The organism is Streptomyces thermovulgaris (genome assembly GCF_002155915.1).
In the GTDB taxonomy this organism is placed as follows: Bacteria; Actinomycetota; Actinomycetes; order Streptomycetales; family Streptomycetaceae; genus Streptomyces; species Streptomyces thermovulgaris.
Genome location: NZ_MUME01000594.1, coordinates 1 through 636, shown reverse-complemented (window position 1 = coordinate 636; position 636 = coordinate 1). Strand labels below are relative to the sequence as shown.

The following is a 636-nucleotide window of genomic DNA, read 5'->3' as shown; positions in this document are numbered from 1 at the left end:
CCCCGACGCCGTCTTCCTCACCTCGTTGAGGATGGCGTCGGGGGTCGCATGCTCCAGGGTGTCCACGGCTTCGAGCACGAGCTGTCGCTGCGGCGTCAGCCGGTAGCCGCGCTGTCTGAGATCGCTCTTCCAGTCGGTGCTCACCACACCACGAGTCTAGGACCACCCGGGGCAGGTGCCGCTCGAAGTCGGAGCAGGTACTACTTGAAGAAGGCGATCCCGTCGTCGGGCAGGTCGTCCGGAAGCGACTTGGCCCAGCGCTCGACCTCCTCGGGAGTGACGACCTTCTTCAGCTGGGCGGACATGTAGGGGCGCAGCGCGACCTCGGGGGTCTGCTTCTCGCCGACCCACATCAGGTCGCCCTTGACATAGCCGTACAGCCGCTTGCCGCCGCTGTAGGGGCGGGACCCGGCGGTGCGGGCGACCGCGTCGGTGACCAGGTCGATCTGCGGCTTCCCGGCGGCCAGCTCGCCGTACCAGATCTCGACGACGCCGTCGTTGCGGGTCATCGTGACCTCGACCTTGCGGTCGGCGTCGATGCGCCAGAAGCCGGACTCGGACTCCAGCGGTTTGACCTTGTTGCCGTCCTTGTCCAGCACCCAGGTGCGGGAGTGGTACTCCAGGAAGTTCCGGCCG

1 protein-coding gene and 1 pseudogene are annotated in these 636 nt (G+C 67.5%); both read right to left on the bottom strand.

Annotated features, from left to right (window positions below):
• Positions 1 to 147, bottom strand: a pseudogene (locus CCN35_RS27510) (transcriptional repressor); the annotation flags it as partial.
• Between the two features lie 53 nt (positions 148 to 200).
• On the bottom strand, positions 201 to 636 hold a 436-nt coding region (locus CCN35_RS27505), incomplete at its 5' end, for a heme-binding beta-barrel domain-containing protein (RefSeq protein ID WP_107501114.1).